The sequence below is a fragment of the Alcanivorax sp. IL3 genome (assembly GCF_047495465.1).
GTDB lineage: Bacteria > Pseudomonadota > Gammaproteobacteria > Pseudomonadales > Alcanivoracaceae > Alcanivorax > Alcanivorax jadensis.
The window spans coordinates 1175770-1201723 of record NZ_CP179931.1 but is presented as its reverse complement, the minus strand read 5'-3'; the positions used below and the strand labels follow the sequence as shown (position 1 = coordinate 1201723).

General features: G+C 59.7%; 20 protein-coding genes. 12 read left to right on the top strand and 8 right to left on the bottom strand.

Annotated elements, in window-relative coordinates; all coding sequences use genetic code 11:
• Positions 1–30: 30 nt before the first annotated feature.
• From ACMG4M_RS05710 to ACMG4M_RS05695, 4 genes are all read left to right on the top strand, one after another.
• Positions 31–1623, top strand: coding sequence for an ABC1 kinase family protein (locus ACMG4M_RS05710; RefSeq protein WP_414430892.1), 1593 nt, complete (start codon positions 31–33; stop codon positions 1621–1623).
• Positions 1624–1960: 337 nt separating this feature from the next.
• Complete coding sequence (locus ACMG4M_RS05705) at positions 1961–4453, top strand: hypothetical protein (RefSeq protein WP_414430891.1); 2493 nt, start codon at positions 1961–1963, stop codon at positions 4451–4453.
• A 192-nt stretch (positions 4454–4645) separates the two neighbouring features.
• The gene (locus ACMG4M_RS05700) at positions 4646–7660 is read left to right on the top strand and encodes a parallel beta-helix domain-containing protein (RefSeq protein WP_035248989.1); all 3015 of its coding nucleotides are present in this window, start codon (positions 4646–4648) and stop codon (positions 7658–7660) included.
• A gap of 152 nt (positions 7661–7812) precedes the next feature.
• The gene (locus tag ACMG4M_RS05695) at positions 7813–10209 is read left to right on the top strand and encodes a TIM-barrel domain-containing protein (protein ID WP_414430890.1); all 2397 of its coding nucleotides are present in this window, start codon (positions 7813–7815) and stop codon (positions 10207–10209) included.
• A gap of 76 nt (positions 10210–10285) precedes the next feature.
• On the opposite strand, the gene ACMG4M_RS05690 is transcribed toward ACMG4M_RS05695, so the two are convergent.
• A complete protein-coding gene (locus ACMG4M_RS05690) occupies positions 10286–10900 on the bottom strand; it encodes a lysophospholipid acyltransferase family protein (protein WP_035248994.1) in 615 nt (204 codons plus the stop codon).
• Positions 10901–10999: 99 nt separating this feature from the next.
• On the opposite strand from ACMG4M_RS05690, the gene ACMG4M_RS05685 reads away from it, so the two are divergent.
• From ACMG4M_RS05685 to ACMG4M_RS05650, 8 genes are all read left to right on the top strand, one after another.
• The gene (locus tag ACMG4M_RS05685; RefSeq protein WP_414430889.1) at positions 11000–11497 is read left to right on the top strand and encodes a M48 family metallopeptidase; all 498 of its coding nucleotides are present in this window, start codon (positions 11000–11002) and stop codon (positions 11495–11497) included.
• A 314-nt stretch (positions 11498–11811) separates the two neighbouring features.
• Positions 11812–14556: an aconitate hydratase AcnA gene (gene acnA / locus ACMG4M_RS05680; protein ID WP_035248998.1), complete on the top strand. Its 2745-nt coding sequence runs from the start codon at positions 11812–11814 to the stop codon at positions 14554–14556.
• 545 nt (positions 14557–15101) lie between these two features.
• Positions 15102–15380 (top strand): hypothetical protein, encoded by a 279-nt coding sequence (locus ACMG4M_RS05675; protein ID WP_272997853.1) that lies wholly within the window; start codon positions 15102–15104, stop codon positions 15378–15380.
• Complete coding sequence (locus ACMG4M_RS05670; protein ID WP_349380223.1) at positions 15380–15982, top strand: GNAT family N-acetyltransferase; 603 nt, start codon at positions 15380–15382, stop codon at positions 15980–15982. The genes ACMG4M_RS05675 and ACMG4M_RS05670 overlap by 1 nt, the downstream gene beginning before the upstream one ends.
• A 347-nt stretch (positions 15983–16329) precedes the next feature.
• Positions 16330–17331 (top strand): AraC family transcriptional regulator, encoded by a 1002-nt coding sequence (locus tag ACMG4M_RS05665; protein ID WP_272997847.1) that lies wholly within the window; start codon positions 16330–16332, stop codon positions 17329–17331.
• Between the two features lie 125 nt (positions 17332–17456).
• Positions 17457–18338 (top strand): fatty acid desaturase, encoded by an 882-nt coding sequence (locus tag ACMG4M_RS05660; RefSeq protein ID WP_272997843.1) that lies wholly within the window; start codon positions 17457–17459, stop codon positions 18336–18338.
• Positions 18339–18351: 13 nt separating this feature from the next.
• On the top strand, positions 18352–19158 hold the full coding sequence (locus ACMG4M_RS05655; RefSeq protein WP_035249471.1) for an SDR family NAD(P)-dependent oxidoreductase: 807 nt from the start codon (positions 18352–18354) through the stop codon (positions 19156–19158).
• Between the two features lie 254 nt (positions 19159–19412).
• Positions 19413–20177 carry an NYN domain-containing protein gene (locus ACMG4M_RS05650; RefSeq protein WP_035249468.1) on the top strand — a complete coding sequence of 255 codons (765 nt, stop codon included), beginning with the start codon at positions 19413–19415 and terminating at the stop codon, positions 20175–20177.
• Between the two features lie 200 nt (positions 20178–20377).
• Here the strand turns inward: ACMG4M_RS05650 and ACMG4M_RS05645 are convergent, their stop codons facing one another.
• The 7 genes from ACMG4M_RS05645 to ACMG4M_RS05615 all read right to left on the bottom strand — a co-directional run bounded on the left by ACMG4M_RS05645 (position 20378) and on the right by ACMG4M_RS05615 (position 25947).
• A complete protein-coding gene (locus tag ACMG4M_RS05645) occupies positions 20378–21667 on the bottom strand; it encodes a TRAP transporter large permease (RefSeq protein ID WP_035249467.1) in 1290 nt (429 codons plus the stop codon).
• The gene (locus ACMG4M_RS05640; RefSeq protein ID WP_232222118.1) at positions 21664–22110 is read right to left on the bottom strand and encodes a TRAP transporter small permease; all 447 of its coding nucleotides are present in this window, start codon (positions 22108–22110) and stop codon (positions 21664–21666) included. Before ACMG4M_RS05640 ends, ACMG4M_RS05645 begins: the two co-directional genes overlap by 4 nt.
• A gap of 59 nt (positions 22111–22169) precedes the next feature.
• Positions 22170–22514, bottom strand: a complete 345-nt coding sequence (gene dctP / locus ACMG4M_RS05635; protein WP_414430888.1) for a TRAP transporter substrate-binding protein DctP — start codon at positions 22512–22514, stop codon at positions 22170–22172.
• Positions 22456–23160 (bottom strand): TRAP transporter substrate-binding protein DctP, encoded by a 705-nt coding sequence (gene dctP, locus ACMG4M_RS05630; protein WP_414430887.1) that lies wholly within the window; start codon positions 23158–23160, stop codon positions 22456–22458. The genes dctP (ACMG4M_RS05635) and dctP (ACMG4M_RS05630) overlap by 59 nt, the downstream gene beginning before the upstream one ends.
• An 8-nt stretch (positions 23161–23168) precedes the next feature.
• Positions 23169–24020, bottom strand: a complete 852-nt coding sequence (locus ACMG4M_RS05625) for a TRAP transporter TatT component family protein (protein ID WP_414430886.1) — start codon at positions 24018–24020, stop codon at positions 23169–23171.
• A 71-nt stretch (positions 24021–24091) separates the two neighbouring features.
• Positions 24092–24913 (bottom strand): rhomboid family intramembrane serine protease, encoded by an 822-nt coding sequence (locus ACMG4M_RS05620; RefSeq protein ID WP_414430885.1) that lies wholly within the window; start codon positions 24911–24913, stop codon positions 24092–24094.
• Positions 24904–25947 (bottom strand): aminopeptidase, encoded by a 1044-nt coding sequence (locus ACMG4M_RS05615; protein ID WP_414430884.1) that lies wholly within the window; start codon positions 25945–25947, stop codon positions 24904–24906. Before ACMG4M_RS05615 ends, ACMG4M_RS05620 begins: the two co-directional genes overlap by 10 nt.
• Between the last annotated feature and the right edge of the window lie 7 nt (positions 25948–25954).

Genomic DNA, 25954 nt, shown 5'->3' with positions numbered 1-25954 from the left:
ACACCTATTCACAAAGTGGAGGCGTGCCTAATGCGTGACACGTCATTGAATCAGACTCCGAACACCCCGGCAGAGCCCAACTGGCAGCCGCTCAACGACTTTGCCGAGCGCAAACAGAAAGACAGCGGCCTGAAGGCCTGGCTGGCCGTGGTGGAAGGCTGTATCAGAGCCATTGAGAAGACCGCCTGGCAGGGTCGCGAGATTGCCGACCAGGCCATCAAGGCCTGTAAAGCGGTGGGCCGTGGCGCCAACGCCGTGAACGAGGAAATGCAGATCCTGGCCGACGAGGCGCGCCGCTGGCCAACCCGCCTCAAGCGCCTGAGCAAAACCGGCTGGATGCTGACCAAGGTGGTGGCAAGCTACCGCCTGTGGGGTACCCGCTCCGCCTTTCTGCCAACCAGCATGCGCGAAGCCGCCCTGGCCAACCTGCACCAGCGCAATGCCCGCCGCTTCCGCGATACCTCCCTGGAACAGGGCGGCGCCTTCCTGAAGATCGGTCAGCTGCTGTCCAGCCGCCCGGACCTGCTCCCCCAGGCCTGGGTCGATGAGCTGACCATTCTGCAGGATCAGGCTACCCCGGTGCCCTTCGAGGACATTGCCGTGGTGCTGGAACAGGAGTTCGGTCAGCCCCTGAACGAACTGTTTGCCGATTTCGACCCGGAACCGCTGGCCGCTGCCAGCATCGGGCAGGTACACCGGGCACGGCTGCACAATGGTCGCGAGGTCGCCGTCAAGGTACAACGCCCGGGCCTGGACGAAGTGGTGGAGCTGGATATGACCCTGCTAAAGGTGTTCATGGATGCGGTGAAATCCGCCCTGCCACCCATGGACATGGATACCATCGTCAGTGAAATCCAGCGCACCGTGCGCGAAGAACTGGACTATGAGCGCGAAGCCCGGGTGATGACGCAGATCGGCGCGCAACTGGCAGGCGTCAACGGCATCACCACCCCGGCCCTGGTGGCAGAACATAGCAGCCGCCACGTGCTGACCACCGAATTCGTGCATGGCCGCAAACTCACCACCGTGCTGGATGAACTGCACCACACCGACCCGGAGCGCCTGGGTGTGGTCCTGCATCGGCTGCTGGATGCCTGGTTCTCCCAGGTGCTGCACGGCGGCGTATTCCATGCCGACCCGCACCCGGGCAACATCATGATCACTGACCACGACACCCTGGTACTGCTGGATTTCGGTTGTGCCCAGAGCCTCAGCGATGCGGCACGGCACGGCTATTTCCGGGTCTTGCAGGCCTGCGTGGTGAACGATCAGAAAGTCATTGCCGACACCCTTACTGCCATGGGCTTCAGCACCCGCAGCGGTAATCCAGACACCCTGCTGGCGTTCGTCGCTGCCATTCTGGATCAGGTACGCAACGCCATTATTTATCCTGACCCGGACAAGGGCTGGCCCAGCGCCGAGGAAATGATGCAACAGGTCAGCCATCTGCTGGATCACCTGGAGCATGACCCGGTGGAAAAAATGCCCGGCGACTTCATCATGCTCGCGCGGGTGTTCGGCACCCTGGGCGGGTTCTTCCTGCATTACCAACCCAAGGTGGATATCGCCGCCCTGGTGCTGGGGTACCTGACCCGCCCGCTGGATAACCGGCTGGTGGCGTAAACTGCCTTTTCCGTGTTCTGTTGAGCGGTCGTTTGCCATGTCCGGTTGGCTCGACCGCTCTCCCAACTCCCTCCTCTTCGTAGGGTGCACTGAGCCTAAGGCGAACTGCACCACCCCGGCGGCGGATCGGTGCAGTTCGCCTTAGGCTCAGTGCACCCTACACAGTTATCACCCGGCCTCGCTTGATGCCCCCCTGTAACAAACCCCTCCCCCTTTTTGACAATAACGCTACAGCCTCTCCCAGTCCTTTAGTTGTACAAACGTACCAATAAGAACGTACGTACCCATAACAACAACGGGCGCCCCGCATCGCGAGGACTCCCTTAAGGGGTTAGCCATGCTACAACTGACCCGGGCTCCGGCCCTGAACACTTCTGTATTGCCCTGCTCGCTGCTACTGGCCGTCAGCCTTCTGGCCGGCTGTGGCGGTGGTAGTGGCGGCTCCTCCGCCAGCCCTGCCGGCGAGCAGCCGCGCCAGCCCGATACCGAGAACCCGGCCCCGACGCCGGAACCCGGCCCGGAACCGGCGCCAGAGCCACAACCGCTCAATCGCTTCCAGTTCGCCAATGGCTGCTACACCCTGAATAGCGACGGACGCTTCCTGCAGGCGAACACCGCCAGCAGCGCCTATGGCCTGACCGCGGACGCCTCCCAGGCCACCACCTTTACCCTGAAACCCACCGATCTGGGCCGCTATCTGCTGGTGTCTGATTACCAGCGCACCACCGGCAGCATCGGTCAGAAACAACTGTTGGGCATCAGCGACCCTGCCGGGGAGCTGCTGGATCAGGGCGGTAATTTCGTCGGGGAACTCAGTTATCTGGTGGCAGGCCTGGGCGACACCCTCAACCTGGTACTGGATCCGGTGGCCCCCCTGGGCGGCCTGCTGCGGGAGCTGGGAGAAAATCTGGAAGGCATCGGTAACAACCTGGGCGACACCACCCTGCGCCCGTCTCTGGCCATGGTCGCCGATGCCAATGATCTGGCGGTATGGAATCTCAACCCCAGCGAGGGCGACAGCTTCACCCTGGCCTCCCAGGTCACCGGCCTGCTACTCACCGCCGGCGATGACGGGCTGACTCTGACCTCGCCCAGCCTGGAGAATGCCGACACCCGTTTTGTCCTCACCGATGCTGAAGGCTGCAACGGTTACCCTGAAGCCGAGCTGAACGCCACCGTGGTCGACAGCGGCCCGGCCATTTACCTGCAAGAGGTCGATCGCTTCCGTGGCACCCCCGGCATCGATAACGACGATGTGTTCGGCTACGTGGATGCCCACAGTCATATCTCTGCCTACGAATTCATCGGCGGCCGGGTCAATTATGGCGATCCCTTTCACAAATTCGGCGTCGACCACGCTCTCCACGATTGCGCGGAAAACCATGGTCCCCAGGGCCTGACTGGCCTGGTGGAACAAGTCACCAGCAACCCGGGACCCCACGAGACCCGCGGCTGGCCTGACTTTCCCTTCTGGCCGCGCAACGATTCACTGCAACACCACCAGAGCTATTACAAATGGATCGAACGGGCCCACCTGTCCGGCCTGAAGATTCTGGTCAACCACCTGGTGCATAACGAAATCCTCTGCCAGATCAATCCACAGAAGCAGAACGACTGCGACACCGTGGCCGCCATCGAACAGCAGGCAGAACTGATGCACCGCATGGAGGATTACGTGGATGCACAGAACGGTGGCCCCGGCGAAGGCTGGTTCCGTATCGTCACCAGTCCCAGTCAGGCCCGCCAGGTGATCGGTGAAGGCAAGATGGCTGTCATCCTCGGCGTGGAAGCCTCCAAGGCCCTCAACTGTGGGGAATTTCTGGGCGTAGCCGAATGCAGCCGCGAAGTAATCGTCGAACGGCTAGACCGTCTTTACGCCATGGATGTGCGCAGCCTGTTCCCGGTGCATAAATTCGATAACGCCTTTGGTGGCCACCTGCCGGATCTCTCCGACGGTATCGGCATTGGTGCCGTGCTGTATGGCGGCAACCTGCTGGAAACCGGTCACACCGTGGAATTTGAAGAGTGCCCGGATCACGACCACGCGGTGAATGACAGCCCACTGGCCGACCCACTACAACCCTATGGCATCTTCGAGCAGTTGCTGTTCCAGCTGGATTACGTGGGCGAGCGCTTCCCGGCCAGCCCGGAAGAGCTGGCCGAACTCGACCCGCGCCGGGGCACCGACCACCTTTGCAACACCCGCGGTCTCACCGACCTTGGCTTCTTCCTGATCGAAGAACTGGCCAAACGCGGCATGATGATTGAAACCGACCACATCAGCCGCAAGGCCGCCGACCAGATTCTCGATCTGACCGCCCCGCGTGGCTACCCGATCATCAACAGCCACGGCAACTGGGGCGGCACCGAGACCCTGCGTGACCGTGTCGCTGCTCAGGGCGGCATAAGCGCCTCCTTCGGCAGTGTCCGTGACGACTGGGTCGACCAGCTCACCCGCGATGGCAACCGCCCGCGCCCCGACAGCTACAAGGTAGGCCCCTTCGGCGGTGCTCCCTTTGCCTCCGATGTGAATGGTATCGCCGCCCTGGCCGGCAACCCTGGGACGCCGGATCAGGAAGACAGCCTCTATCCGTTTACTTCCGTGGATGGTCGCGTGGTGTTCGACAAGCAGGTCACCGGTGACCACGCCTTCAGCCTGTACGAAGGTCGGGGTGTAGCCCACTACGGCCTCTACCCGGACCAGATCGCCGACATGATTGCCCATAGCGATCGCCCGCCGGAACAAATTGACGATGCCATCAACCAGTTATTCACCTCGGCGGAAGCCTACCTGCGCATGTGGGAACGGCTTGAACAGGCGGCGCAATGATTAACTATCAAGGAAGCACCTATTCCAGAGCATTTCCAGAAAGGTCCCCTCTCCCTTGAGGGGAGAGGGACAGGGAGAGGGTGAGAGGCGCCAAGACTTGCTTGATGATCTGGCGTAATACCCCAGCTTCCTCCAACTCTTCTCTCACCAAGAGAGAAGAGAGCCAAAAACTAGAAACCTTTGGGGAATACCATGAAAACACTAACAGCCCGTTCTCTGTTTCTGCTGTTACTCACCGCCTTCATCGTCACCGGCTGTGGTGGCGGGGGTAGCAGCGACCCGGCCAACACCCCCACCGCCAATAGCGGCGATGATGGCGGAGGGAGTAGTGATGGCGGTGGTGACGGTGACGATCCGGTTACCCCGCCCACCGGGGAAGGCCGCACCTTTATGATTTCCCCCGGCGACAACGCCACCGAAGACATGGTCAACGCCATGATTCAGCTGCGCCCTGGCGACACGCTGCAGTTCGACTGCGGCTACTTCGATCTGGATCAGGGGCTGCTGATCCAGGCCACCGAGGACGTGCTGATCAAAGGCTGCGGCAAGGACGAAACGGTGTTGTCGTTCAAAGACAGCGCCAACGTCACCGGCCTGGAAGCGCTCAACATTCGCGGCATTACCGTGGAAGACCTGACCATCCTGGATTCCCCCGGCGACGCCTTCAAACTCAAGGGCGTCAAATGGGGCACCCTGCGCAATGTGCGCGCCATGTGGTCTGGTGGCGGTGAGCCGATCACCGCCGACAACTACGGCGACCGGCTGCATGTGGCCTGTACCAAGCCGCCCTTCAACGAAGGTGACCCTACCCCCGATTACGTACCCAGTGCCACCAGCGGCCGCTACGGCATCTACCCGGTGGAATCGGAAAACATCCTGGTGGAAGGCAGTGAATCCGTGGGCGCCTCCGATGCCGGCATCTACGTGGGCCAGACCAACACCGCCATTATTCGTGACAGCCGTGCCATCTATAACGTCATGGGTTTCGAAATCGAAAATGTGCAAGGCGGCGAATACGACAACAACGTGGCCGAGTGTAATACCGGCGGCTTCCTGATCTACGATCTGGAAAATATCACCCAGTACGGCGATACCTCGGTGATGCTCAACAACCTGGCCCGCAACAACAACACCTACAACTTCGCCCAGAGCGGGCTGGTCTCTGCGGTGCCGCGCGGCACCGGTTTTATCACCCTGGGCTACGACAACATCGAGGTCTTCAACAACACATTTGAAGACCACAGCACCGCCGCCGTCATCTATACCAGCTATGAACTGATTGATGGCAAAGACAAGACCGCAGACAAAAAACTGGACCCCTATACCGAAGGGCTGCACATCCACAACAACGTGATGAAAAACTCCGGTTACGACCTGCCACCACCCGACCTGGAAAAACTGGCCAACGGTGAAGTGGAAAGCGTGCTGCCCACCCTGATCGGCCTGAAGAACCTGCCCATCATCAATGATCCCACCCAACTACTGGGCAGCCTGGACAACATCCTCAACCTGGGTAAAGGCGCCCACATTGTCTGGGACGGCCTCCGTGATGACCTGGATGCGGAGTGCCCCTACCCGGTGGATAGCAATGGCGAGCCGGTGCCCATGGACAGCAACGGCAAGCCGCTACACACCAATGAGCACCCCAACCCGGCCTGTCACTACAACGCCTACAAGTTCGATGAAAACAACGAACGTATCCAGCCCACCTGGGGCTCCTGTTTCCACGACAACGACTTTTCCGAGGACAGCGAACCCTACCTGAACTTCCACGGTACCGATGGGCTTGAGTTGGTGCTGGCTCTGGCAGAACAGGATTTCTCAATCCTCTCGCCCGGTGGTCTGCTTGATGCACTGGAAGGCCTGCTCAACATGCCTTCGGATACCAACCTGTCCGACCACGACTGTCAGGCCCGTTTCGGCAAACTGCTGCCCTCGCTGCCAAGAGTAGAAATTCCTCCCTTCGAACCCAGCGGTGATTTCGATCCTGCGCCGTCACCGGAAGTGGTAGAAGCACTCTGCAACACCGAAGTGGCCAGCGGTGAAATCAATCGCGACGCGCTGGCAGTAAACTGCCCACGCCTGGAACAGTACAACCTGTTTGCCGATGCCAGCGACCCACGCAGCTTGCCCAACGAAGGCGGCGTGCCCTATGTGCTGAACACCAAACTGTTCTCCGACTACGCCACTAAATACCGGGTAGCCTTCGTTCCTCCCGGCACCAAGGCGGTATACCGGGACGGACAGGACGGCAGCAACCCCAATGGAGGGATTCACTTCCCCACCGGTACCGTACTGGCCAAGACCTTCGCCTTCACCGATGAAGCCAACAGCAATGAAACGCTGGTGGAGACGCGCCTGCTGATCAAACGCACCAGCAGTAGCGGCAAACCTTTCTGGGAAGGCCTGCCCTATATCTGGGGCGAACAGGATGGCAAACCGGTGGCCCGTCTGAGCATGGGCGGCGGCAGCACACCCGCCAGCTGGCATTACCGCGACAGCGACTCAGGTGCACTGCTCACCGGCAGCACCGACAGCTACTCGGTGCCCAACGCCAACCAGTGCATCACCTGTCATGGCAACGACGACCAGGCCGGCGGCAGCGCCCCTATCGGTCCCAAGCCACGCAACCTGAACCGTGCCTACAAACCGGAATCTGCCTTTATGGGCAACACCGGCCAGGCGGGCTTCCCACGCCTCAACCAGCTGCAGTACTGGACTGACGTAGGCATCCTCAGCGGCACCCCGGAGCTGCAGATCAGCAACGGCGTTGCCAGCAACATCGAGCGCCTGCCGCACTGGAACGTGCCCGGTGACAGCGGCAACACTGCCAACTCCGATGCGGATATTGAAAGTCGGGTAAAGGCCTACCTGGAAGTGAACTGCCAGCACTGTCACAACGACAAGGGCGCCGCCTCCAACACGGGTTACTACCTGGATCATTTCCGTGAAGTGGACGCCAGCTACGGCATCTGCAAGAAACCCACCGCCACCGGCGGCGGCTCCTGCGGTCGCCAGCATGTGGTAGTCCCGGGAAGCGCTAACAACTCCATCGTCTCCTGCCGCCTGGCCGCGGAAAACGACCCGCAACGGATGATGCCCCCCATCGCCCGCAGCGTGGCCCACGATGAAGCCACCACCCTGCTGGATCAGTGGATCAATCAGGTGGTGGATAGCAGCTACACCAACGGCAGCGCCTGCAACTAGCGCTGCACTGTTCCCCCTCCCTCCTCCCACCTGTCTCCGGGAGGAGCGTTTGGCCCCTCCCCGCAAGGGGAGGGTTTTTATTTTCTAACTATCCGAACAGCAGCTCTCAGAGCACCAGGGCAGGGCTATGTTTCTTGAATGGAGCCCTTAACATGACTAAAAATATCCAATTCATCCTTCTTCTCTCTGGTCTATTGTGGGGATGCGGCAGTGGAGACGACTCGTCTTCTTCAACGTCAATGTCACCCCCACCGTCACCCTCTACCCTGTCTCCCGACATCACGGCCTCTGAACCAGGCGCACCCCCGCAAGCAAAAAATGAAACACCCGCCACAACGCCACCTGACAATATCCAGATAGAAGATGGTCCTGAGCTCATTACATTGAGAACAGACTATGGGCACGTGGAAATAAAACGCGCGCCATTATCCATGAGCTTTTACGACGAGAATGGCAACAAGGTATTGAGCAGCGACAGGCAGCAACCGCCGGTCCCGCTGCTGTTAAGAACACCGTTACCAAGCCGGCTTTTGGGTGGCTGGACCGAGATCATGCCGGAAGCACCCGCCCTGTATGCGCCCTTCTCATTTGTTGTTGGCGACCAGATAAACCTTCAATTCCCGGCAACCTTCTGGGTTGGAAATATGCTGGCCTCGGCATCCACCGGTATCGAGTTTCGTCTGACCAATGTGAAAGACGTTTCTGTTGACGGCAATCAGCTGTTATTGCGGGTAGACACCTCCGACCCCAGCGGGCGGGAGGCACGGGTCACCGTCAAGGCCGATGAAAACAGCAGCTTCCATGTCTCCGTCAAGGTGAATCACGTCCTCCGGGAAGTCCCGCTTATCTCAGCCAGTTTCGATTCAACGTCCAGTGAGGCGTTCAGGGGGTTTGGCGGCAGACGCAACAAAATCGATCAACGCCATGAAGCGTTCTTGAATTGGGCGGAAGAGTTTTCACAAACCCCTGAGCAACTTGAGCCTCTGATTGGCGATACGTTCGGCGAACAGTACCAGTTCCCCACCGGCCCCCAGGGGGCTTATTACATCCAGTCACTGTTCATTTCAGATCAAGGTTACGGTTTTATGCTGGATCGCGATGAGCTTTCTCATTGGCGAATGGCATCAGACCGTAACGATGCCTGGCGTGTCGAAGTAGCAGGCGGCGAACTGGATTTCCTTGTCGTCCCCGGCAATCAAAAGCAAGTCGTGAGCCGTCTCTCCGGCATAAACGGTCGGCATCGGGTGCCACCACGCTGGTCACTGGGCCCAATGCTGTCTGAAACCATTCAGGAGTTCACCGATTCTCCAGAGAATTACACCGAAAAAGTGAAGGAGTCATTGGATCAAATCGAAGCACTGGAACTCCCTGTCACCGCATTTGCTTTTGAAGGGTGGGTCGGCACCAAAAAAACAGGCGCCTTCGATGAGATTATCCAGCGGCTGCGCGCACAAAACATCAAGCCTGTGACCTATTATCGGGGCTTTGTGGGGCAGACAGAGGACGAGCTTGAAGAACCGGAGGTATATCAAGAGGCAGTATCCCGTGGGTATGTCACAAAGCGGGCATCAGGAGTGCCTTACATTTTTGGCTCTCCACTGATGGGGGGCATCGCCGCTCTGATTGATTTCACAAATCCGCAAGCAGTCGAGTGGTGGAAAGAGCGGATCAAGAAAGGCCTCGAAGAAGGCAGCGAAGGCTTTATGCAAGACTTCGGCGAGCAGGTTCAGGTTGATATGGTTTTTCATGACGGCAGCTCAGGGATCGCCATGCACAACCGCAATGCTGCACTATTCCATCAGGCAACCCGGGAGGCCTTTGATGAATTTGTTGCCGATAATCCGGACAGGGAACCGTGGTTCTTCGTGCGTTTTGGCAACTCCGGGCGTAGAGGCTCAGCACACTACGAATCCGCGAGCTGGCCTGGCGACAACACCGCCGACTGGAGCCGTGCCTCGGGCCTTGGCTCGGTCATTCCTGACATGCTGAATCGCAGTGTTGGCGGAGCCTATGGCTTTGTCACCGAGATTGGCGGCTACATTGATATCTTCGGTTCCATCGATTCGGAGTTATTGATTCGCTGGGCCAATCATGCGTCCCTGATGCCCGTATTCCGCCAACATGGAGGCCCTGTCAATGGCACTCCCATGCCCTGGCGATTCGACGATCCCGAGGTTGTCGAGCACTACCGCGCAGCGATGAACAGGCACATCGCTGCGCAACCGCTCATTTATCGTCTCTGGCAGGAGGCCCTGGCCACCGGCATTCCGATAACCCGGCCACTTTGGCTTGAATACCCGAACGACCCTGAGGCCGGCCGTCAGGACCAGCAGTTCATGCTGGGGCCGAATGTACTCGTGGCACCAGTGGTATCCGCAAACACTGACGGACGCGACGTCTATTTTCCGAGCGGTTGCTGGCAGCACCCGGAAACGAAAGAGACCGTTGTTGGACCACAGACAAAATTTATCCTGGCCGCCGTCGATGAGCTCCCTTACTTCTTCAGCTGCGCAACCCAACCCTTTCCGGTACCGGAAGGCGGTTTCTAGATCGAAGTTGCATAAGAGCGATGAGGGGCAGAGCCGAACAATGGGGGCAGATCTGCCCCTCATGCTCTGACAGCTATTAACGACGCTCGCGGAGGGCTTTCAATGGTGCCGACAATTTATCCGGATGACGCGGGTGAATGGACGCATAGCATTCAAAAATTTCAGCCAGATCCTTTTCCATATCGCCACAGGGTTCAATCACCCGGGCAAAGGTAATTTCTTTTTTCCGGTAGTCCGCTGTGGCCAACACAATGGGCACACCGGCCTGCTCGGCGATACGGTAAAAGCCGGTTTTCCATTGTGTGGCCCCACCCCGGGTGCCTTCCGGCGCCACCACCATGACCAGCTTGTCGCGGCTGTTGAACTGCGCCACGGTCTGCTCGACGACCCCACCCGCCTTGTGGCGGGCAATGGGCAACGCTCCCATCCAGCGCAGCATTGCCCCAAACGGCCCCTTGAAGGCGCTATCCTTGATCATCACATGAGCATCCAGCCCCAGCTGCATCATCGCCGCCAGGGTATAGATACCATCCCAGTTGGACGTATGCGGCCCGCCGATGATGACTGCCTTGGGCACTGCCGGCATAGGATTGGTCACCCGCCAGCCTGCCAGGCGCAAAAAACCACTGGCCAGCCACCGGGAAAAGGCATTGCCGCGACGGGGATAATCAGAGTCCTGGGGTGACGACATGGGATTGTCCATTGCAAAGAGAGCGGCGATCATACCCACGCGGCCCAATGATCACATTGGCACTAACGCCCAACGCATCCAGGAAGCGATAACCGGCCCATGAATCCCCTGCATTACCTGACCGGCTACCCCACCCAGATCCAGCAGCAAGCTCAAACCCTGGTGGACCGGGGGCAGCTGGGTGATTATCTGCAACAGCGCTACCCCGACAAGCATGATATTCAGGGCGACAAGGCCCTGTTCCAGTACGCCAACAGCCTGAAACAGCAATACCTGCGCAAGGCGCCACCGCTGAGCAAGGCCCATTACGACGCCAAGCTGAAAACACTCAGCCAGGCATTGGGTATGCACACCCGGCAAACCCGTATTCACGGCAGCAAACTGCGCAGCCATAACAGCCTGCGCATCGCCAGCCAGTTCAAGGCGGCGCCAGAGGCCTTTCTGCGCATGATCGTGGTCCACGAACTGGCCCACTTCAAAGAAACCGACCACAACAAGGCGTTTTATCAGCTCTGCTCGCATATGGCGCCGGACTACCACCAGCTGGAGCTGGATACCCGGCTCTGGCTACTCTGGCAGGACACCACAAGCGGCTGACAACCCTGCTCTTATCAGCATCTGCAGGTTCCCTTTCCCATCCCTTATCCGGGCCCGGCCAACAGCCACATAACATCAAAACCTCTCTATTCAACAATCACTTACATTTCCGGCCACTCATATTGCCAGAGAGCATGCCGGCCAGTTTCATGTCTCCGCCATAAGGGCGTAGTATGAAATGACTTAACGTCATAACGCAGGGTCATCAGTGCCTCGGTTTGTGGCAATGCTGTACTGATCCTGCGCCAGTGTTCCCGCTGGCGGCCGCTCTATCCGCCTGCGCGGGACTCCAATCAGAGCCCAGGAGGTGTGTAGTGACACGGATTGGCCAGGACACCCTGAACAGCAAGAAAACGCTGGAAGCCAACGGCAAGACCTATCATTACTTCGATATCAATACGGTCGCCGACAAGGGCTGGGGTGATCTCAGCAAGCTCCCTTTCTCCCTCAAAGTCCTTCTAGAAAACCTGCTCCGTTTTGAAGACGGCGACAGCGTCACCGGCGCTGACGTGGAAGCCGTGGTGCGCTGGCTGGAAAACAAGCGCTCTGACAAAGAGATCAACTATCGCCCGGCCCGGGTACTGATGCAGGATTTCACCGGTGTTCCCGGCGTGGTCGACCTGGCCGCCATGCGCGATGCCATCAAGAAGGCCGGTGGCGATCCCTCCCGCATTAACCCGCTAACGCCGGTGGATCTGGTGATCGACCACTCGGTAATGGTGGACAAGTTTGGTAATCCCCAGGCGTTCTCCGAGAACGTGGACATCGAATACCAGCGCAACCGGGAGCGTTACCAGTTCCTTCGCTGGGGCCAGAAAGCGTTCAACAACTTCCGGGTAGTCCCACCGGGCACCGGCATCTGCCACCAGGTGAATCTGGAATACCTGGCCAAGGGTGTGTGGTCCTCCGAGAGTGACGACGGCAACACCTACGCCTACCCGGATACACTGGTAGGCACCGACTCCCATACCACCATGATCAACGGCCTGGGCGTACTCGGCTGGGGTGTGGGCGGTATCGAGGCTGAGGCCGCCATGCTTGGCCAGCCCATCGCCATGCTGATTCCCGAGGTGATCGGCTTCAAGATCAGCGGCAAGCTGCGTGAAGGTATTACCGCCACCGACCTGGTACTCACCGTCACCGAGATGCTGCGTCGCCGCGGTGTGGTGGGCAAGTTCGTGGAATTCTTCGGCGACGGTCTGGCCGACCTGACCCTGGCCGACCGGGCCACCATCGCCAACATGGCGCCGGAATACGGCGCCACCTGTGGCTTCTTCCCCATCGATGAGCGCACCACCGAGTATATGGAGCTGTCCGGTCGCGACGCGGACACCATTGCCCTGGTCGAGGCCTACTGCAAGGCCCAGGGCCTGTGGCGCTCCAGTGCGGATCCGGACCCGGAATTCACCGACGTGCTGGAACTGGATCTGGGCGATGTGGTGCCCAGCCTGGCCGGCCCCAAACGGCCCCAGGACCGGGTGCCACTCACCGCGGTGAAACGCACCTTCATTGATGTGGTCACCGAGACCCTCAAACTCAACGACGACGAAATCAGCAAGCTGGAAGGCGAAGGCGGCCAGACCGCCGTGGGCAACCATGAACCCAGTGGCGGCCAGGTACCGGTGGTGATCGACGGCCAGAAACACTTCATGAGCCACGGTGACGTGGTGATCGCTGCCATCACCTCCTGTACCAACACCTCCAACCCCAGCGTGATGCTGGCCGCCGGCCTGGTGGCGAAAAAGGCTGCCGAGAAAGGCATGAACCGCAAGCCCTGGGTAAAAACCTCGCTGGCGCCGGGCTCCAAGGTGGTTACCGATTACCTGGACGTGACCGGCCTGCAGAAACCGCTCAACGATATCGGTTTCGATCTGGTGGGCTATGGCTGCACCACCTGTATCGGCAACTCCGGCCCGCTGCCCGAGGAAATCGACAAGGCGATTGCCGAAGGCGATCTGGTGGTGGCCTCGGTGCTCTCCGGTAACCGTAACTTCGAAGGCCGGGTACATCAGAGCGTGCGCACCAACTGGCTGGCCTCTCCGCCACTGGTAGTGGCCTATGCCCTGGCCGGCACGGTTAAGATCGATCTGGACAAGGATCCCCTCGGCAAGGACAAGGACGGCAAGCCGGTCTACCTGAAAGATCTCTGGCCCAGCTCCGAGGAAATCCAGAATGAGCTGGTGAAGATCAACAACAGCATGTTCCGCACCCAGTACGCCAGTGTCTTTGAAGGCGACGAGGTCTGGCAGAGCCTGCCAATCCCGGACTCCGAAACCTATGACTGGGACAGCAGCTCCACCTACATCCAGAACCCGCCCTTCTTCGACGGGCTGACCAAGGAGGTGGACGATGTGCAGCCAGTGAAGGATGCCCGCATCCTGGCACTGCTGGGCGACTCCATCACCACCGACCACATCTCCCCCGCCGGGGCCATCAAGGCGGACTCCCCCGCCGGCCATTACCTGCAGGGGCATGACGTGGAGCCCCTCGACTTCAACTCCTACGGCTCACGCCGGGGTAACCACGAAGTGATGATGCGCGGCACCTTCGCCAATATCCGCATCCGCAACGAGATGACGCCGGATATCGAGGGTGGCTTCACCCGGCACCTGCCCGGTGGCGAGGAGATTTCCATCTACGGCGCCGCCATGCGCTACCAGAAGGATGGCGTGCCCACGGTAGTTGTGGCCGGCAAGGAATACGGCACCGGCTCCAGCCGCGACTGGGCCGCCAAGGGCACCAACCTGCTGGGTGTGAAAGCGGTAATCGCCGAAAGCTACGAGCGCATTCACCGCTCCAACCTGATCGGCATGGGCGTACTGCCACTGCAGTTCCCGGAAGGCACCGACCGCAAGACGTTGAACCTGGACGGCAGCGAGGAAGTGGATATTCCGGACCTGACCAATGGCCTGAAGCCCAGTGACACCGTCACCGTGGTATTCCGCAAGGACGGCAAGGAACAGAAAGTCGAGGCCCTGTCACGGCTGGATACCGCTGCCGAAGTGGAATACTACAAAAACGGCGGCATCCTGCACTATGTGCTGCGGCAGATGATGTAGGAGACGCTACCAGCTTCGAGCTGCTAGCTACGGGCAGTAACGCGGGAAGCCGTGTTGCTTGCTCTGACCCAGGAGGCCGCGCCCGAACATCGGGCGCGGCCTCCTGCATTTGGGACGCCACCGTAGGGTGCACTGAGCCTCAGGCGAACTGCACCGCTCTAACCCGCCCCGTAGGAGCACCGCTTGAGGTGCGAACCGAGCGTCGCGAGGCGACAGAGGCAAAGGTCTGTCCGCCGTTCTTTCTGGAACCTGTCGAGCGCTGAGATTCCTGATCGCCCTGCGGTCGATTTCCGCGCAAGCGCGGTTCGCATGTCGCAGATCCCCTGGGGGACAAGCATAGGTTATTCGCTACGCTCACCCTCCGGGCCGCACGGAACTGCGTGCGTTACTCCGCTACGCTCCGTTTCTACAGCGGCTTCGTAGAAATGACGGGATCCGGGCAACCCTCCACCCTTTCCCTATCCAGCCGAGCGTAGCTAGCCCTCCCCCTTGGCGCCCCGTTTTTGCTATGCTGATTCCCTTCACGGCCAGTTTGGGGGAAGTCCGTGCGTTACCTGTTTGCTGCTACCGCGCTGATCCTGTCCGGCACTTTGCTTGCCCAACAGGACAGCAACGCCCGTCTGCTCACGGAAGAGGAGCGCGACGCTCGCCTGCGTGAGCAGCAGGAATTGTCAGAGCGGGCGGCAGAATTGCAGGATCGACAGGACACAGCGCAACAACTTCTCCGCCAACAGGACCAGTACCTGGACGCGCTACAGCAAGAAATCCAGGCACTCAAAAAACTCTCAGAAGAGGCAGATAACACTGCCCGGGCAGATCAGTGATGCTGCAATGGTTACGCCAGCTCTTCCACCGCCGGACACCCTCGAAGCCGGCCCCCCATAAACCGGAACCCCGGCAGAAGCCTGAAACCGTCAGCACGCCCGCCCCCGTTTCAGAGGCAGACCCGATTGCCGCGCTGATGCCCTTCCAGATTCGCCCCTTGCACAGCGGCGATATGTCAGAGCTCCTCGGCGTGTTTCGTGAGGCCATCCAGATCAGTGCGGCGGCGGACTACGATCAGCAACAACGGGATGCCTGGAGCCGGGGACAGAGCTACGACAGCCTGATCTCTGTGCTCAGCGAAGGCGACACGGTAGTGGCGGAATGGGACGACAAGCTGGTGGGCTTTGCCCACCGGATTCGGGATTACATCAATATGGTCTTTGTCCACCCTGAGGCCTCCCGGGTCGGTATTGCCACCCTGCTTTACCAGCATCTGGAAGACGGCGCTCGCATCGAAGGCCTCACTGAGCTGACCACCCACGCCAGCCTTACTGCCCACGATTTCTTTGCCTACATGGGCTATACCAGCGAAGGCCAGGAACAGGCGGAACGGGATGGCATCCCGCTTACCCGCCACGCCATGCGAAAATCGCTGATCTGAACCCAACCGCATCATGCGGGATTGATCGAAAAATCTGATAACACCCCTCAACCCAGCCTTCTGGGTTCCCCTCGGGGCTGTCGCTATTCTTTACTCATCGGATGGCGGCAGAACCACTGTCTCCGCCTCCAGATATACATCCATGCGTTGATTCTGTGATACCCGGAACCCGTGAGGGTTCATGCTTCCCCCCTTAGGCCGTCACCCCTGACGGCCGTTTTTTTGTCTGCCTTGATCTGCCGCTCAATGAGCCGCGCGGTTCTGTCATTGCCTGCCCGAAACCCAGGTGCGACTATCTATTTCTCCTCCGTTCCGCATCGCCACCGCCGCACAGGACCCGCTCGACCATGACTCCGGACCTGGCAATGACCTACTGCCGCATGATCGCCCAGACCCTGGGGCTGGATCAGGTCGGGCTGCAGACACTGGTAGCGGGCACCGGGGTGGATGTGGATACCCTGCAGCACAGCGACGGCTTTATCGACTGGCCCGGTGCCCGTCAGTTGATCCGTAACGCCCTGCAGCTCACCGAGCACCCGGATATCGCCCTGCAAACCGGCCTGCGCGCCCTGCCCGCCATGCACGGGCCCATGGGTATTGCCGCCATGGCCAGCCCCACCCTGCGTGATGCCATGCAGCTGTTTGCCCGCTTCAACAACACCCGCACCAGAGTGTTCAATACCGAGATGCAGGAATCCGATGACCGCCTCAAACTGGTGCTGTCATTCGCCTACCCGCAGGATGAAGTGGTGCGCTTTCTCACCGAATCCGCCATGGCATCCGCCTACGCTTGTCATCTGGTATTGCGTGGCAAGCCGATTGAGGAGGGGGAAGCCCACTTTAATTACCCGCCACCGCCCCACGCCGATGCTTACCGACAAACCTTCAAGGGCACCCGCATCGTCTTTGAAGCGCCCACCGTGGCCCTCTGCCTGCCCTCTCGTTATGGCGATGAGCCACTGCCCGGGCACGACCGTGATCTGATGTGGATGGCCGTTCAGCAATGTGAGGCCCGCCAGGAAAGCCTCCGACGACAAGGCACCGTCAGCGATCAGGTGCTTGCTCTGCTACACCAATGCCGCGGCCAGTCGAGCCTGGAAACCATGGCTGAGCGTCTACACCTGAGCCCTCGCACCCTGATTCGCAAACTGAAACGGGAGGACACCCGTTTCCAGCAATTACGGGACCAGACCCTCAGCCGGCGGGCCACTCAGTTACTCAGCCTGCCTCACTACACTGTCAGCATGGTGGCCGAGGAGTTGGGCTACACCGACGTAGCCAGCTTCCGCCGGGCCTTCCAGCGCTGGTTTGGCACCAGCCCAGGCCGCTTCCGGCAAGGGAATAACTAGTCAAACAGCCCTGAGACTGGCAGACAGTCTGATTGTCACTTTTTATCCCTCTATTGGCAGTTTCCGCGCTTATCTTCTTCCCACAAAAGGTAAACACTCTGTTTGGACCTTGCAGGAGAGCGCCCATGACAACGACAACCGCCGCGCATCAAGACGAACTTAAAACCCTGGCCCGGCTAAAGGTATCCCCCACCCTTGCCTGGCCTACCGCTGCCATCATGATCGTCTCCCACGGCGCCAATATTCTCAGCTGGGTGATGGTGCTCAGCGGACTCTGGCCCGCCTGGGTAGGCCTGATCATCAACAGCATCGCCGGCTACGCGATGTTCACGCCAGCCCATGAAGCCATCCACCGCTGCGCCGCCCGCAAACCGGAGCACAACGACCTGATCCTCGCCATTGCCACCTTTGTGGCGGTACCCTTCGGCAAGGGCAAGATGTTCCGGCTGATGCACATGCGCCATCACCGCTTTGCCAACGATCCGCAGAAAGACCCGGATCACTGGATGGCCAGCAGCCTGTGGACCATGCCCCTGTGGGGCTTCTGGCCGTTCCTTTATCTGATCAATTTTCTGCGCAACCCTGATGTGCTGCCCAATGTGAAACCCGCGGAGATCTGGCGAGAACTGGCCGTGGCCGGCGTGGCACTCACCGCCCTGTTTCTCTGGCGCCCCTATGAAGCCCTGATGCTGTGGCTGATCCCCTCCTATTTCTCCTTCTACCTGATGTGCCTGGTGTTCATGGTATTGCCCCACTATCCACACACCGGCCGCCAGGACGTGGACCCGAATACCACCGCGCTGATGCGCATGGGCAAGGAGTGGCTGCTGACCCCGGTACTGATGTATCAGAACTATCACCTGATCCATCACCTCTACCCCACCATTCCTTTCTATCGCTACGGCAAGGCCTGGAAGGCCCGCGAGCAATACCACCGCGAGCACTCCGGCAGCATGATCATCCGCCCGTTCCAGCTTGGGCCTGATGACAAACCCGGTAATGCCTGACAGGAGAACCTCAATGACAAAAACCGTTCTGATCACCGGCGGCGCCGGCGGCATTGGTAGGGAGTTCTGCAAGCTGTTCAACGCAGATGACTATCGCATCATTGTGTTCAGCCTGCTGCAGGAGGAACTGGACGCGCTTGGCAACGATCTGAAGGCGCAACGCCCTGATGTGGAATACCATGCCGTTCAGATGGACCTGTCCCAACCCGGTGCCGCCGAAGCGATCATGCAGTGGCTGGACCAGCAACAGCTGGACGTGGACGTACTGGTCAATAACGTGGGCTTCGGCATGATGGGCGAACATGTAGAACAGGACAGCCAGACGCTGGAGCGCATGCTCACCCTCAACAACATCCTGCTCAGCAAATTATGCATGTTGGTGGGCGCGCGCATGAAAGCCCGCGGTGAAGGCAAGATCATGAACATCGGTTCCCTGGCCGGCTTCTGCCCTATGCCCTTCTTCGCCGCCTACAGCGCCAGCAAGGCCTTCGTGATCAACTTCAGCGCCTCCCTGCACGAAGAGCTGAAACCCTATGGCGTGCAGGTCACCTGCTTCTGCCCCAGCACTACCAAAACCGCCTTTCTGGATACCGCCGAGAGCAACCATAAATCGTCCAGCGGCATCAGAGAATTCGTCTCCGCACAAATCGCCACCCCGGAAGCGGTGGCAAAAGCTGGCTACCAGGCCCTCAACAAGGGCAAGCGCTACGCCCTGCCCGGCCTCTCCGTGACCCTGCAAAGCATCTGGATTCGCATCATGCCCCTGCGCGCCATGGCGAATTTTGTGTACAAGCAATCGATAAAAGAAATGGAAAGATAATCTACGAAGCCGCTGTAAGAGCGGCGCTTGAGCCGCGAACCTCCCCTTCAAGGGGAGGAATCGCCCAGCGGGCGATCAGGCGATTCAGTTCAAGTCCCATCTATCCAGAAAGGTCACGAGACGCAGACATCTCTGCCGCCTCGCGACGCTCGGTTCGCCATGCAAGCATAGCTCCTACAGCCGCCCCATCCGCGCCTGTCCACTCCCCGCCGAATCCGTTATGTTGGCGGTATCCCACGCAAAAGGAATGCATCATGGCAGGCAGCAATATTGGCAACGACGCTTCACCGGTCAGCAGCACATCGCTGGCGGTGCTTATTGATGCGGACAATACCCCGCCGAAAATCGTCGATGGTCTGTTCGAGGAAATTGCCAAATTCGGCACAGCCAGCGTCAAGCGTATCTACGGCGACTGGACCAAGCCCAATCTGGGCGGCTGGAAAAACGTGCTGCTGAAGCACTCCGTACAACCGATCCAGCAATTCGCCTACACCCAGGGCAAGAACGCCACGGACTGCAGCATGATCATCGATGCCATGGATCTGCTGTATACGAAACAACTGTCCGGGTTCTGCCTGGTATCCAGCGACAGCGATTTCACCCGTCTGGCGGCCAGATTGCGCGAGGAAGGGCAGACCGTTTACGGTTTCGGGGAACGCAAGACTCCGGGGCCCTTTGTGGCTGCCTGTGACAAGTTCATCTATACCGAAGTACTGCGCTCGGACCACACCCCGCAAGACACCACCGGCAAAGCCGATGAGCCTGCTCCCAGCGAACCGGTCAGCAAGGAACCGCCACCGCTGCAGCTGATTGCCAATGTGATTGATGATATTTCCGACGAAGACGACTGGGCCAACCTGGGCACCGTGGGCCAGCACCTGAGCAAGCGCAAACCCGATTTTGATACCCGCCTGTTCGGCCACAAGAAACTCAGCGACATGATCCGCGCCTACCCCAAGTGGTTCCAGATCCAGAAAGGGCAAGGCAAAAGCATTCAGGTAAAAACGCTACGGAAGTGATAGCAGCTCCCTTCACGGAGACACCCACGCTGGCTACACCTACCGTAGGGTGCACTGAGCCTCAGGCGAACTGCACCATCAAACGCCGAAACGGTGCAGTTCGCTTAGGCTCAGTGCACCCTACGCACTGTGCTCTCTTTGGTTAACGGAAAGCCGCTTCGCGCCTCAAGAGGCGCTCCTACAGCGGCTTCGTCGATAGGCTAGCGCACCAGCCAGAGGCTGAGCTGCGGGATATAGGTAATCATCAGCAAGGCGATGATCAGCACCATCATGAAGGGAAGCGTGGCCGCGAACAGCTCGGTAACTTTCTTCTTGAAACGATAGCTGGCGATGAACAGGTTCATACCCACCGGCGGAGTGATATAGCCGATCTGCATGTTGGCCACGAAGATAATACCCAGGTGCACCGGATCGATGCCGTAGCGCAGTGCCACCGGCAGAATCAGCGGCACCATGATCACCAGCGCCGCAAAGATATCCAGCACCGCCCCCAGCAACAGCAGCAGGATGTTGAGCAGAATCAGGAAGGTGATCTTGCTCTCCACGTGGGTCTGAATCAGGGTAAACAACTTCTCCGGCACTCCGGCGTAAACCAGGTAATCAGTAAAGGCCAGCGCCACCGCCAGAATCAGCAGAATGCCCCCCACCATGATCATGGAGTCACGCATGATACCGGGCAATCTGCGCAGGGAAATTTCCCGGTACAGGAACACTTCCGCCACCAGCACATAAAGCGCGGTCACTGCTGCCGCTTCACTGATCACCAGGAAGCCGGAGAAGATCCCGCCCAGCACCACCAGCGGCAGCGGTAGCTCCCAGCGAGCTTCCCAGAGCGCATCCACCAGTTCACGGAAATCGAAACTCTGACGTGGCACCTCGGTGCCGCGCGTCGCCCACACACAATAGCCGTACATCAGCACGACCATCAGCAGCGCCGGTACCAGACCGGCCAGATACAAATCGACGATTTCCACCGACGGCATGTCCAGCTGCTGTGACATCTGCTGGGCAATAATGCCGTAGATCAGCAGCGGCACGGAGGGCACCAGCAGCAGCCCCAGGCTACCGGATGACGTCACCAGACCCAGGCTGAATTTTTCCGGATAATTGCCTTTTACCAGCGCCGGCAACAACAGCGCGCCCAGCGCCACAATGGTGACACCGGAACCACCGGTAAGAGCCGTAAAAAACGCACAGGCAATCAGCGACACAAAGGCCATGCCGCCTGGCATCCAGCCAAAGGCCGCCTGGCTGAGGCGCAGCATGCGGTCGGCAGTTTTCGATTCGCTGAGCAGGAAACCGGCAAAGGTAAATAGCGGCAGCGCCATCAGCACCACGGAATTGCTGAGCTGATAAATGTCGATATGCAGCACCGACATTTCGATGCCAAGGGTATAAAAGCCCAGTGCCGCGGCGCCGAGAATAATCGCAAACAGGGGGGCGCCCATCAGCGCCAGCAATACCAGCAGGACAATGGCAATGGGTATCATGGCACCGGCTCCTGCATCTTCGGCCGCTTACCCAGCAACCCCAACACAAACAACACCACGTAACGCACTGCCATCACCGAGAAACCCACCGGAATAATGCTCTGCAGCACCCAGCTCGGCACCTTGGAAAAAGCAGTGCCGGCGTATTCATATTCCTCGATGACGAAGCCCACGCTGTACCAGGCGACCAGCACACAGATAAAGGCGGTGAACAAGTCCACAACGGTGGTCAGGAAAGGGTGGTATTTTTCCGGCAGCAGTGACGAGGCCACATCGATACGGATATGTTCATCATTGCGCGAAGCGATCATGGCGCCGAGCAGGCCGATCCACAGCACCGCGTTCTGCAGCAGCGGCTCGATCCATACCAGGCTGGTGCCGAAGAAGTTACGCAATACGATCTGCGCCACCGCCAGCAGCACCATAAACAAAAGGACGGCCACGATCAGGCCGTCCTCGATTTGGTGAAGGGTACGGTGGAGCCTGTGTAACAAGGCTGCCATCACTGCCCTTCGCGCTGCTGGGCCAGAATGGCGTTAAGCCGGTCCAGCATCTCCTGGGAAATTTCACCCTCTTCCACCAGCTCTGCGGTGGCCCGCTTGGCATAGTCGCGCCATTCGGCCAGCTGCTCCGGGGAGGGCTCAACCACTTCCAGGCCCTGCTGTTTCACCGCCTGGAAAGCACTCAGGTTTTCCTGGCGGCTTTCCGCATCCAGCTTGGCAAAGGTGCTTTCCAGCACCTGACGCACTACCTGCTGATCCTCGGCGCTAAGTCGCTTGAAGAATTTCTCATGGATACCCAGGGTGCCGAAGGTATACAGCAGCGGCATATCGGTGAGGTAGTTCACCCGCGAGTACCACTGCCAGCGTCAGGGCCGCCACCGGCGGAGCCGCAAAGGCATTGACCGCGCCAGTCTGCAGGGAGGTCAGCACCGAGCCGATATTGAGCAGTATGGGCGACAACTCAAATGCCTTGGCCGCCTTGGCGGAGCCTTCATCATTGGCCGGCAGCCACAGCTTCTGGTTGCGTAGATCGGTGATGCTTTTCACCGGGTTTTCTGACATCACGTAGGCGAAGCCACCATCAATCAGACCAAAGCTAACCCAGCCGCCTTCTTCCAGGCCCTGCTGAATCACCGGATCCAGCTCGGCGCGCACCGCATCCACTTCGTCATAATTGTTGAACGCCAACGGCACGTTGAGAATCTGGCTGTCCTTGTAGGCAGAAGCAAAAGCACCACCCTGGGCCACCTGACCGTGGAGCTGACCGATGCGGATCTTGCGCTGTACCGCCCGGTCATCGCCCATCACCCCGCCGGGGTACACCTTGAGCTTGACTCGCCCTTCGGTCTTTTCGGCAATCTCCTTACCCGCCTCTTTCAGGCCGGTGACGATGGTGGTGCCATCCGGATACAGGGTGGAAATTTTCAGGGTGTTGGCGGCCGAAGCCCAGACCGGCAACAGTGCGACCAGAATCGTGGCAAGACGCAGCATAAGAACTCCTAGAAATAATCGTCAGCGTCGGCGAGCAGGGCTTCAGCCTGCTCCTGCGCATAGGTATTCTGCAGGGTCAGACCGTGCACCTGCGGATCAGCGGTAAGGACATCTTCCAGCAGGCTATCATGCAGTTCACGGTCAAACACCAAACGGGCATATTTTTCCGCATAAAGCACCGGCGCCAACAGGTTCTTGCCCTCTGACAGGGTCATCGCCTGCTCGAAATGGGCCTTCGCCTGATCCGGCTTGCCACCCAGGGACGCGGGCAGGATGCTGCTCAGCACACCCAGGTACATATGCGCTTGGCCATACTGATAACCTTCATCCAGAACCACCACACGCTCCATGGTTGCTTCCACACGGCCCAGTTCGGCCACCGCATTCCAGTCGCTGGTGTTCTGCTGAATATAACCGGCCCAGGCGCTGCCCAGGGTGAACAGCATGGGCACATCGCCCTCGTCCGCATCTTCCAGCAGTTCCTCGAACTCGGGAACCGACAGGTCACGCAGATTGCAGTAATCGCTATCGTGGGCACAGGCGGAGCGGAAGGCATAGCCCAGGGCCTTGTCGCTGAGCTTGCGGGCCCGTTTCGGGTCTTCCACAAACAGTCCCGCGTAGGCGCCGTATAGATCCGCCCCGCTGGCCAGCATGGAAGCGCTGTCAGGCCAGTTTTCGATCAGGCCGTCCACCATCAACAGATAGGTGGGCAGGCCCTCAGCCACCAGCTCAAGGTCATTGTTGTTGAGTACGCCATAGGGCAGGTTGTCGTCGATGCTGGCCAGGGAACAGCCCTGCAAGGAAACCACCGCTGCAACGAGGAGAGAGGGGACAAACCCGGGTAGGAAGCGCCACTGCATAGGTCGCCGGTATCCTTTCATTATTGTGACCATTTGTTTGGGAGTCTTTATAGCAGTACGACCGGGCTAACTCAAACGGCGCCGGCCCCCTGTGCCCGGCGCCAGAGCCCGAAACCGGCCCCCAGCAGACAGCCGCTGACCAGCCCCGCCAGATGCGCAGCGTTGGCCACCACACTGGACAGCCCCACAAAGCAGATCACCATCCAGGCCAGCATGAAGATGACAATCTCTCGGCGCAGGGGGTAACCGGATTGGGGATTCACCTTGCCATAGATCCACAGGTAACCGAGCAGCCCGTAGACCACCCCGGACAGACCACCGAACATGGGCCCGGTATGGAAGAACTGGGCCACATTGGCGGTAATGCCGGTGACCAGAGTGACCAGCACCAGCTGCCCGCTGGACTGGAACCGCTCGATCAGGCGACCCAGGTCCGACCACCAGAGCAGGTTGAACAGCAGGTGCAGCAGGGAAAAGTGCAGCAGCATGGGGGTCACAAGCCGCCAGGGCTGGCTGGCCAGCCCGTCCAGCGCTGCCGGGAACAGCAGCGCCCGGTAGACGCCATCGCCCATCAGATACGGCGTCAGATACACCAGCACGCTGACAATCAACACGATGCGGGTCACCCAGCCGAGGCTGGCGAACCATCCCCCGGACATCAGTGGCTGGGGCCGCCCGGTGAGGGGCTCCACCGGCTGGCGACCCTGCTGGTGTTTGAGATCGGTGATCAGCTCTTCCAGCAGGGCCTTGGCATGTTTGTACTGCGCCGGGTCCTGCAGATCGATGATCTGTTCATTGCCCTCCTCACGGCGTGCCACCGCAAAGCCATTGCGCTTGAGGGTATGCTCAAACAGTTCGGCCAGTTCCGGTTGCGGGGTGCGGATCAGTTCCATGAGAGCTCCTTCAGGGCCTCGGTACGTTGCAGGGTATCCAGCTCGGCCAGGTTTTCCACCTGCTGCCAGAAACAGCCCCAGTGCCGCCGGCATTGTTCCAGCAGGCGGGCAAAGGCCGGCACATGATCATTGTAGTCACTGACACCGTTTAACTGAGCATTGTTCAACGGCCCGTCAAAGAAGCCCCGGTAACCGGCCAGGGCCGGCAGGGTTTGTTGCTCCCGGGCGAAGCGCTCCCGAGCCTGCTGCTGGATGCGGGCTTTTTCCCGGGCCAGCAGCGCCTCATCCTGCTCAGCGGCATAGAGCTGTTTCAGGGCCTCACGGGTATCGGTGACGATGGCCATAAAGGCCTGTCGGACCTGCTCACGGCGCTGCCAGAAATCCGTCGGCAACGGCTCGCCACTGGCGGCAAAGAAATCCTCCGCGCCTTCGCGACCCACCAGGGTGGCCAGAGATTCATTGAAGCGGGTGTCATTCTTGATATACAGACGCCGGTGAGCCAGCTCGTGGATCAACAGTTCCGCCAGTGCCGGCTCGGAGCGTTGCAGCATGGGCGTAGTCAGCGGATCGGCAAACCAGCCAAGAGTAGAATAGGCAATGGCGCCGCCCACATAGGTATCCAGGCCCTGCTCAGCCAATTTGGCGGCAGCCTTTTCCGCCGCCGGTCGCTGAAAATACCCCCGGTAGCTGACGCAGCCTATCAGTGGGTAACACCAGGTTTTCGGGGTGAGTGACCAGGCCGGGGCCGCCAGCACATTCCACACCACTGCGTCCTGCTCCAGCGCCACATACTGGTGATAGACATCCTCGGCAGGCAGCGCCAGTGCGTCACCGGCAAAGCGGACGACCTGCTGGCTGAACTGCAGGGAATCGGCAATCTGCGGCGGTATCTGCGGGTCCGCCAGCACCGCCTCCAGCGGTTCACGCTGCCCCATCAGCGACAGGTGGCCCTTGGCAGCCTGGCTGTAGTAGCCCAACTGGCAGCCGGCAAGCAGCGTCATGCCTGCCAGCGTGACAACCCGCAATAACATCATGATCAGG

What these genes read in the sequence shown, in the direction of transcription:
- ACMG4M_RS05615 (WP_414430884.1), bottom strand. Translation starts at nt 25,947, where the DNA reads ATGATGTTATTGCGGGTTGTCACGCTGGCAGGCATGACGCTGCTTGCC.
- ACMG4M_RS05645 (WP_035249467.1), bottom strand. Translation starts at nt 21,667, where the DNA reads ATGATACCCATTGCCATTGTCCTGCTGGTATTGCTGGCGCTGATGGGC.
- ACMG4M_RS05705 (WP_414430891.1), top strand. Translation starts at nt 1,961, where the DNA reads ATGCTACAACTGACCCGGGCTCCGGCCCTGAACACTTCTGTATTGCCC.
- ACMG4M_RS05665 (WP_272997847.1), top strand. Translation starts at nt 16,330, where the DNA reads ATGACTCCGGACCTGGCAATGACCTACTGCCGCATGATCGCCCAGACC.
- dctP (WP_414430887.1), bottom strand. Translation starts at nt 23,160, where the DNA reads ATGCTGCGTCTTGCCACGATTCTGGTCGCACTGTTGCCGGTCTGGGCT.
- ACMG4M_RS05700 (WP_035248989.1), top strand. Translation starts at nt 4,646, where the DNA reads ATGAAAACACTAACAGCCCGTTCTCTGTTTCTGCTGTTACTCACCGCC.
- ACMG4M_RS05685 (WP_414430889.1), top strand. Translation starts at nt 11,000, where the DNA reads ATGAATCCCCTGCATTACCTGACCGGCTACCCCACCCAGATCCAGCAG.
- ACMG4M_RS05650 (WP_035249468.1), top strand. Translation starts at nt 19,413, where the DNA reads ATGGCAGGCAGCAATATTGGCAACGACGCTTCACCGGTCAGCAGCACA.
- ACMG4M_RS05655 (WP_035249471.1), top strand. Translation starts at nt 18,352, where the DNA reads ATGACAAAAACCGTTCTGATCACCGGCGGCGCCGGCGGCATTGGTAGG.
- ACMG4M_RS05620 (WP_414430885.1), bottom strand. Translation starts at nt 24,913, where the DNA reads ATGGAACTGATCCGCACCCCGCAACCGGAACTGGCCGAACTGTTTGAG.
- ACMG4M_RS05670 (WP_349380223.1), top strand. Translation starts at nt 15,380, where the DNA reads ATGCTGCAATGGTTACGCCAGCTCTTCCACCGCCGGACACCCTCGAAG.
- ACMG4M_RS05660 (WP_272997843.1), top strand. Translation starts at nt 17,457, where the DNA reads ATGACAACGACAACCGCCGCGCATCAAGACGAACTTAAAACCCTGGCC.
- ACMG4M_RS05625 (WP_414430886.1), bottom strand. Translation starts at nt 24,020, where the DNA reads ATGCAGTGGCGCTTCCTACCCGGGTTTGTCCCCTCTCTCCTCGTTGCA.
- ACMG4M_RS05695 (WP_414430890.1), top strand. Translation starts at nt 7,813, where the DNA reads ATGACTAAAAATATCCAATTCATCCTTCTTCTCTCTGGTCTATTGTGG.
- ACMG4M_RS05690 (WP_035248994.1), bottom strand. Translation starts at nt 10,900, where the DNA reads ATGTCGTCACCCCAGGACTCTGATTATCCCCGTCGCGGCAATGCCTTT.
- ACMG4M_RS05710 (WP_414430892.1), top strand. Translation starts at nt 31, where the DNA reads ATGCGTGACACGTCATTGAATCAGACTCCGAACACCCCGGCAGAGCCC.